The following is an 8,786-nucleotide window of genomic DNA, read 5'->3' as shown; positions in this document are numbered from 1 at the left end:
ACATAGTAATAAGGACGTGCCGATTATCTAAAAAGCAATACAAAGGAGGGGAAACCGATTACAAAAAATCATTTTTATTAACACCTGTGTTTTTTCTCCCTTGTAGCATAAACACTCAGGCCTTTTTTTGTATTTTCCCAAGTACGAATCTCAACCTTAAATATGTATTTCCTCAGCAATAACTAAATCCGTATGAGGCTGTTAGATTAGCCATAAGGTTAAATAACTAATGTGCAATTATTGGCCAATAAAATACTTAAAACATAAGAGTTTGTAATCAAACAAATGAGTAGAAGTTTAAAACTAGGTGATAGTATTAATATATGAGGGAAATTACAAAGGGATAGAAAAGCTTTAGAGATATATGAATTATGGTGAAACAGGTTAGTGCTTCACCACGATGAACTTAGGTTCACATAATAAATTATGCTACTTCTACGTTCTCAGCTTCAGGGCCTTTTTGACCTTGCTTGATGCTGAAAGTCACTGCTTGACCTTCGCTAAGAGTGCGAAAACCAGAACCAGTGATTGCGCTGAAATGTACAAACACGTCAGGACCATTTTCTTGTTCAATGAAACCAAAGCCTTTAGCTTCGTTGAAAAATTTTACTTTACCAGTAACCGACATACTAAATTTTCCTGTAAGTCAATAATTAAAATTCAGCCATATAATTATGGCAATATCCTCCCTGAGTCAATGCCCAAAAAACTGGAGGTGATAGTACAGGAAGAAGTAATAACCAAACCGGTAACCTTAAACGCAGCACAATACCGTAATTCAATACGCAAAAACTCAAAGCCAATTAAGATTAACACATTAAAAATTTTTTAGCTCTATTAATTAGGATTTATTTTTGAAGTTTCATTGTTTTACTAACAACGGTGTAACCTTTTAATTTTTATAGAAAATAACAAGCAAAATATTGTATTTTTTATAAACAGATTACAATTGCTTTAAAATAGTTTTTATCAGTATGTTTTTTAGCCACTTAAAATAAAAAACCACCTTGAATTTAAGGTGGTTTAAAGTTTAGTGTTTAAATATTACTATTTAACTTGCCAGTCAATAACGCTCTCAGCTTTGATTGGTACTACTTCAGAGTCACCTAGCGAGTAGCTTGCCGGCACTGTCCAAGGCGATTTTTCTAAGGTAATAGTGTCGGTGTTACGTGCTAAGCCATAAAAATCTGGACCAAAATGGCTTGCAAAGCCCTCTAACTTATCAAGCGCACCAGCCTCTTCAAAAGCTTCAGCATAAAGTTCAATAGCAGCATGTGCAGTGTAAGCACCTGCACAACCGCATGCAGCTTCTTTTTTATCTTTATAATGTGGCGCTGAATCAGTGCCTAAAAAGAATTTTTTATTGCCACTCGTTGCCGCCGCCATAAGTGCTTGCTGATGAATGTTTCGCTTTAATATAGGTAAGCAATAATAATGTGGGCGAACGCCCCCTGCTAACATATGGTTACGGTTGTATAGTAAATGATGCGCAGTAATTGTAGCGGCTACGTTATCAGAGGCACTTTCTACAAATTCTACCGCATCTTTCGTTGTTATGTGTTCAAGAACAATTTTAAGCTCAGGGAAGTCAGCGACAACATCGCCTAGAATAGTCTCTAAAAACACTTTTTCACGATCAAATATATCAATAGACGAGTCGGTTACTTCACCATGGACGAGTAACAGCATGCCAACTTCTTGCATTGCTTTTAACACCGGATAAATATTTTTAACCGATGTTACGCCAGAATCTGAATTTGTGGTTGCACCCGCTGGGTACAATTTAGCTGCAAATATTTTACCCGTTGCTTTTGCCTTTTTTATCTCTTCTGGTGTCGTTTTATCAGTAAGATAAAGTACCATTAGTGGCTCAAACTGCCCTTGAGGTTTCGCTGCCATAATGCGCTCTCGGTACGATAATGCGGTTTCAGTACACGTGGCTGGCGGTACAAGGTTTGGCATTATGATGGCGCGGCCCATGTAGCGGCTAATATCACGTACTGTATCTTTTAGCTGATCCCCGTCGCGTAAATGTACATGCCAATCATCAGGACGAGTTATGGTTAATGTGTTTTTTGAATCGGTATTAATGCTCATTACTTTTTTCCACGGCTGAATTTATCCGATCATAGGCATATGGAAAGATCTAGTAAAGTGTTATCTAAACTATTCCCCTCTATGAGTGCTGCAAAATGCTATTGGGTTTAAGTTTAACGACGATTACACACGGCAAGATCATTATAAATTGAACTTATAGAATATGTAGTGATCAGATCAAGGCATAATAATCACCTTGGTCACGTAAAATATGAGCGCTACTTTTCTGAAACACTTTAATTCAATTACCGATCCTCGCATTGAACGCTGTAAAAAGCATGAGCTTATCGATATTCTCCTTTTAGCCATTAGTGCAGTAATCTCCGGTGCACAAGGATGGGAGGATATTGAAGACTTTGGGCATCTAAAACTTGATTGGTTAAAAAGATATGGCGCTTTCAACGCGGGTATTCCAAGACACGACACCATAGCCCGTGTCATTTATCGGTTAAAATCAGATGAAATAGAGCATGCATTTCAATCTTGGATATCTTCACTTATTGAAACCACGGGTGCTGATATTATTGCTATGGATGGAAAAACTGCACGTCGTTCATTTACAACCAAAGATAGAAAAAGTGCTTTACATACCGTCAGTGCATGGAGCTGCCAACACCAGTTAGTTTTAGGGCAAACAGCCGTTGATAGCAAAACAAATGAAATCACAGCCATACCTGAGTTACTCACCATGCTAGATATTGAAAATAGCATCATTACACTTGATGCTATGGGCTGCCAGCAAGAAATAGCGAAACAAATAATTAAACAAAAAGCTGATTATATCCTAGCGCTCAAAGGTAATCATTCAGGTATGCAGAGTGAATTAGAAGCTTGGTGGCACAAGAGTGAGCGCGAAGGATTGACCAATAGCAACTATGATAAACATACCGAAATAAGCTCAGGGCATGGGCGCATTGAAACAAGGGTTTGTCAGCAATTGCTTATTGATAAAAGCTGGTTAGATAAAATCTACCAATGGTCTGGCTTAAAGAGTGTTATTCAAGTAACCGCTGAGGTTCACGATAAATCATCAGGTACAGACACGATAGAAACGCGTTGGTATATTAGTTCGTTAGCGTTAGGTGCGGAGCAAGCACTTAATGCGGTACGAAGCCACTGGCAGGTTGAAAGTATGCATTGGATGTTGGATATGAACTTTAGGGAAGATGAATCAAGAATCCGTAAGAAGCAAGGACCCCTTGTTTTTAACGTAATGAGAAAAATAGCCATGGCGTTATTTAAACAAGATACAACTAAAACAGCCAGTATGGCGAGAAAAAAGAAAATGGCAGGGCTAGACGATGATTATCGCTCAACCCTGTTAGAATCTGGGATTAAAATGCGCTAGCCGTGGACGATTACACTCGTTTAAGCGTTTTATTTTGAACATGCTTTTTATTTATGTTAACTTGCCAGTGCTAACATAAATAAAAAGAATAAAATTACCCTATGTCGAATCATATCGATACCTATAAAGCGCTCGAAGTTAAAACTGAACAGCTCAGCATAATAAATCAGTTTTCCTCAAGCTTATTACAGCTCGATACCCTAGAAGAGTTATTTGAGTATGTAACCACTCAAGTAGTAAACCGCCTTGGGTTTGTTGATTGTGTTATTTACCTGGCTGATGAAACACGTTTACAGCTAAATCAAGTCGCTTCTATGGGCATAACCCACGCCAGGGACGAATACCAAGCAGAGCGCAAAGTTATTGGCTTTAATGAAGGTATAACCGGTTATGTTGCCCGTACAGGCACAGCTATTATTATTGGCGACGTAACACAAGACCCTCGCTACATTGCTGATGAGCGCCCTGCTCAATCAGAGTTGTGCGTGCCACTTATATACAAGGATCATGTTTTAGGGGTTATTGATTGTGAACATCCAATAAAAAACTACTTCACAAACGCCCACCTAGAAATATTAACCACGGTTGCACATTTATTAAGTGCTAAGCTAAACCAAGTAAACACGGTCAATAGCTTAAAGCACACAGTAAAACAGTTAAATGATGCGCAAAAGCTTGAAAACAGCTTACTGCAAATAGCTAACTTAACGTATAAAGCCAGTAACCTAGATACCTTTTTTGAGTCTCTTCACAGCATAATAAATAGCTTACTTCCTGCAGATAACTTTTTTATTGCCCTTTACGATAAGCAAGTAGACATACTCGATTTGGTTTACATCGTTGAAGAAGGCATTCAAACGCACGCCCACAAAAAAATATCAAAAGAGCAATTAAAAGACACAGCTTCGTATTACCTACTAAAATCAGACCGTGTACTGCTATTAAATCAAAACGATTATCAGCAACATATAGATAACGGCGACTTTAAACTTGTTGGCCGTCTTTCTGAATCCTGGCTAGGTGTGCCTTTTAAAGCAAATGATAGAATAAGCGGTGTAATTGTTGTTCAAAGTTACGATAAAAAGCTTCATTACAACGAACACGACAGCGCCCTTTTAACCTACGTAAGTAGGCAAATTAGTATGGCCATAGATAGGCAGCTTGCAAGGCAAGAGCTTGAACACAAAGCATTGCATGATGAGCTAACAGGCCTAGCTAATCGCTCGTTACTTATTGAGCGTATTAAACATGCAATTTTGCGTTTATCGCGTGTTAAAAAAGGCACGAGCCATGCCTTGCTTTATTTAGATTTTGATCGATTTAAAAGTATCAATGATTCGCTTGGCCATGAGGTTGGCGATCACTTTTTAATTAAAATTTGTGAGCTAATAAAAGGCACCGTAAGAAACACTGATACGTTTGCACGCCTTGGTGGCGACGAATTTGCTATTTTTATGGAAAACATCACGCACAGAAACCAGGTTAGCGAAGCGTTAAAACGAATAAACACAGCCCTTGCTAAGCCACTTAATGTGGATAGTCATTTATTGCAAGCATCAACCAGCATTGGCATCGCCTTTAGTGAAAGCAGCGACGATAAAGCCTATTTGCTATTACAGCAAGCCGATGCCGCTATGTACGAAGCTAAATCAAGCGGGCGTGGCCAAGTTAAGTTTTTTAATAACACCATGCGTAAAAAGCTCAAAACACATGCCGATATAGAAAACGACTTACAACACGGCATTGAACACAACGAATTTGAGCTTTATTTTCAACCTATTTTTACTATAGCGACAAGCGAAGTTGTCGGCTTTGAGGCATTAGTGAGATGGCACCATCCCAAAAAAGGGTTTGTGCCACCAAATGAATTTATTCCGATAGCCGAAACCACCGGGCAAATTATTAACCTCGATTTGCACTTGCTTGACCTCGCTGCACAACATATTGCGCACTGGCACACATTAGGGCATCGCTTTTTAAAAGTAACGGTCAATGTGTCATCGCGTCATTTTGCCAGCCTCGACTTTGTTGCCCAAGTTCACGCATTATATAATAAATACCAACTGCCTTTAGGGTCGTTGTGTTTAGAAATCACTGAATCAGGGCTTATTGCTAACCTTGATTTAGCAACTCAAATAATAGAAGGGCTAGCCCCACTTAAAGTAAAGTTATGCTTAGATGACTTTGGTACTGGATACTCAGCACTTGGTTACTTACACCAATTACCTATTCATATTTTAAAAATAGATAAAAGCTTTATCGATCACCTCAACAAAACCAATAACCCATTAGTAGAGGCCATTCTCTCATTAGCGCAATCACTAAACTTTGAAGTTGTGGCTGAGGGAATCGAAACCCAAGAGCAACTAAGTATTTTACAAGCCACCCAATGTAATTACGGGCAAGGCTTTTTAAAGTCAAAACCAGTTACAGCACAACACGCCATTAAGCTTATCCACAAACCGCTGTAGTAGCTGTTATCAAAAGGCTTACTTTTTCACAACCAAAAAGGTGTAAAAAGTAAGCCCCGTAATACCCATTCGTTTATTTAAGCGCTTAGTTTTGAAGTAATAAAACATGTTGTTGCTCTTTAAGCTTTAGCCCATTAAAAACATACCTGTTATTGCGCGTTGTGATAATTACTTATCCCTCTTAAAAACCAGTGCCATTTATTAAGCTGCCCTGCCCATAACGCGCTTTTAATAGCCGCTGCATAACCCAACAATACAACTTGAGCTAAACTCATGCCAAACTCATCAAACCAGTAACAACTAAAGTACCCACATTAGTTAATTTAACTTTAAGGGCATATTTTAGTAAATAATAGATAATTTTAGCCATCTAGACGTTGAAACGTTTTTTGTAAAGGCGTAGTATGTAGTCAATCTGAGCCAAACTCACTTTTACCTTGAGAATTATTAAAGATGATTGACATTAAACACTTAAAAACAATTGCTACCCTTAAAGAAACGGGTTCTCTCGTCAATACAGCCCGCGAACTATTTTTAACTCAGTCAGCTTTATCACATCAAATCAAAGATTTAGAAAACAAATTAGACTGCCAGTTGTTTGAGCGTAAAACTCAGCCAGTCCGATTTACACCTCAAGGTATGTTATTACTTGAATTAGCACACGAAATATTACCTAAATTAGAAGCCACCAAGTGCCGACTCAAAGAAAGCCTAAACCAGCCTATTTCGCAGCTGCGTTTAAGCGTTGAATGTCACGCCTGTTTTCATTGGTTATTGCCTACTATCAAAGAATTTAATAACTTTTGGCCTGATATAAAAATTGATTACGAGCGTGGCTTTAGTTACGACGCTATCCCAGACTTATTAAATGATGAATTAGATCTCGTGCTTACATCAGATATTCGCGACCCTGACAAACTCGAATACGCCCATTTGTTTGACTTTAAGCTGAAACTGATTGTGGCACCAGATCACGACTTAGCGAAAAAAGCCTATGTAACTGCGCTTGATTTGAAAAGCGAAACTATTATTTCTTACCCTATTCCGCGTGAGCGCCAGGATATATTTAAGCATTTCATCCAAAATGCGCGTTTTGACGGTACGCTAAAGACGGTTGATCAAGGTTTACTTATATTTCAATTAGTCAGTGCAGGTATGGGTGTGGCCGCCTTACCCGATTGGTTAGTAACCCCGTATGAAAGCCAAGGGTTAATTAAGTCAATTCCACTGGGCGCGCTTGGTTTAACTCGTCCAATGTACTTAGCGATGAAAAAAGATATGAAAGACAATCCAGTTTATCGTCACTTTTTAAACACCTGTAAATTAAATAACGGTCGATAAACCTTAAACTTATGAGTAACATGCTAATAAATATACTTAACCATGTTGCTCATTATGTTTGAACTAAAAAAAATACTGGGCGGCTTGCTCATGCCGTTACCTTTGTTGGGTTTAGTAAGCCTAATATTACTTATTTTTGCGCTCAAACAACGAAAAGTCGCAATCGCTTTATCTTTAATGAGCCTTGTAACTTTGCTACTTGCCAGCATCCCTTTGGTGGCCAACTTACTGATTAAAAATAGCCAACCAACCTCATTAGCATTTAATTATCTTAAACACCCCAATTTAGATAAAATTGTGGTGCTTGGCTGTGACATAAACCCCAACCCTGCATTGAGTGCTAACAGTCAGTTAGGTAATTGTGCGTTAACCCGTTTGGTGGAAGGAATGAGACTTGCTAACATTTATCCTCATGCGCAGCTGATTGTTTCAGGTGGGGGGTATGAGAAAGTCACCAACAGCGCGTTAATGTATAAAACCGCAATTAGCTTAGGTATTAATAAAAATCGTATTGTGCAAAATCCAAACGCAATGGATACCGCCCAAGAGGCAAAACTTTTAGCCTCAAAACTCGTTGATTACAAGGTCGCTTTAGTCACCTCAGTAAGCCATATGCCCAGAGCAAAAAATTTATTTAATGCGCAAGGCATTAACGTTATCCCTGCCGCAACCGACTACCACAACTTTGCCGCTTTCCCTTGGTATAAACAACTCATACCCAATGCAAAAGCACTACTAGTAGTCACCCAGTATGCTCATGAAGTTATTGGCAATGCGTGGATAAATGTACGCCGTACAATTAACCCTGAAGCACTTTAATTAAGTTAACGCTTATTACGCTGGGTAAATTCCCCCTAAAAAACCGCAATTATTTGCGTTTTCACAGGGGGTTATGAAAAAATCAAACTGAATATTCGTTTGTTTGACTAAAATAACATCTTTAACTAAAAATAGCGTTGGCTGTTTTGTTATTCTTGGTGAGCTTTAACCTCAGCTGTTTTATTCCAAATCCGGTACAGTGTCACTAAAAATACGCAAAGAAGTAGCAGACTTAGTGCTGTTAAATTCTCAACACTTAAAGCATCAAAAGTAGCACCGAAAATGTAGCCTCCACCGACTAAAACAATAACCCATAGCAGTGCAGAGCATCCATTTAACACACTAAAACGGCGCCAACTAATTGCTTTAAGCCCTACGGGAAGGGCACCAATCGTGCGTAATCCTTTAGGATAACGATATAAAAAAATGTAGGCTGTGCCATGGCGTTCAGCAAGCTCACTGGCTGTTTTAAATAATCGACCAAGGCGGCCTGGTTTTTCAAGCGATGCCGCGCCATACGCTCTTGCTATAGCAAAGCGTAATTCATCGCCCAAGTAGCCACCCATAAAAGCAGCCAAAGCAACAAAACCAACATCTAGTGCGCCAGTATGTGCAGCATAGCCTGCGAACAAAGGTAGCCAACCACTTTTTAACGCACAATAACCAAAAAATAACAGATAAACCAACAACCCGTACTGCTCAACTTAAAG

The 8,786-nt window shown here is 38.8% G+C and carries 8 protein-coding genes; 4 read left to right on the top strand and 4 right to left on the bottom strand.

Going from position 1 to position 8,786, the window contains the following annotated elements; genetic code table 11:
- Positions 1-424 precede the first annotated feature (424 nt).
- Both P20311_RS14580 and pyrC read right to left on the bottom strand, forming a co-directional pair.
- A complete protein-coding gene (locus P20311_RS14580) occupies positions 425-628 on the bottom strand; it encodes a cold-shock protein (RefSeq protein WP_004588138.1) in 204 nt (67 codons plus the stop codon).
- Between the two features lie 419 nt (positions 629-1,047).
- A complete protein-coding gene (gene pyrC, locus P20311_RS14575; protein WP_008114250.1) occupies positions 1,048-2,097 on the bottom strand; it encodes a dihydroorotase in 1,050 nt (349 codons plus the stop codon).
- 211 nt (positions 2,098-2,308) lie between these two features.
- Between pyrC and P20311_RS14570 the strand changes: the two genes are divergently transcribed.
- Positions 2,309-3,445: an ISAs1 family transposase gene (locus P20311_RS14570; protein WP_008114248.1), complete on the top strand. Its 1,137-nt coding sequence runs from the start codon at positions 2,309-2,311 to the stop codon at positions 3,443-3,445.
- A 101-nt stretch (positions 3,446-3,546) separates the two neighbouring features.
- Positions 3,547-5,916, top strand: a complete 2,370-nt coding sequence (locus tag P20311_RS14565) for a GGDEF domain-containing protein (RefSeq protein ID WP_008114246.1) — start codon at positions 3,547-3,549, stop codon at positions 5,914-5,916.
- 149 nt (positions 5,917-6,065) lie between these two features.
- Here the strand turns inward: P20311_RS14565 and P20311_RS19460 are convergent, their stop codons facing one another.
- Complete coding sequence (locus P20311_RS19460; protein ID WP_008114243.1) at positions 6,066-6,191, bottom strand: hypothetical protein; 126 nt, start codon at positions 6,189-6,191, stop codon at positions 6,066-6,068.
- 178 nt (positions 6,192-6,369) lie between these two features.
- Between P20311_RS19460 and P20311_RS14560 the strand changes: the two genes are divergently transcribed.
- Both P20311_RS14560 and P20311_RS14555 read left to right on the top strand, forming a co-directional pair.
- The gene (locus tag P20311_RS14560; protein ID WP_008114241.1) at positions 6,370-7,257 is read left to right on the top strand and encodes a LysR family transcriptional regulator; all 888 of its coding nucleotides are present in this window, start codon (positions 6,370-6,372) and stop codon (positions 7,255-7,257) included.
- Between the two features lie 54 nt (positions 7,258-7,311).
- Entirely contained in the window at positions 7,312-8,076 is a 765-nt protein-coding gene (locus tag P20311_RS14555; protein WP_036985247.1) for a YdcF family protein, read from the top strand.
- 149 nt (positions 8,077-8,225) lie between these two features.
- Here P20311_RS14555 and P20311_RS14550 read toward each other — a convergent pair whose 3' ends face one another.
- Positions 8,226-8,765: a DedA family protein gene (locus tag P20311_RS14550; protein ID WP_008114238.1), complete on the bottom strand. Its 540-nt coding sequence runs from the start codon at positions 8,763-8,765 to the stop codon at positions 8,226-8,228.
- Positions 8,766-8,786: the final 21 nt, after the last annotated feature.

The organism is Pseudoalteromonas sp. BSi20311 (assembly GCF_000239875.1).
Lineage (GTDB): Bacteria > Pseudomonadota > Gammaproteobacteria > Enterobacterales > Alteromonadaceae > Pseudoalteromonas.
Note: the sequence above shows the minus strand (reverse complement) of the source record. Positions and strands in the feature narration are given on the sequence as shown.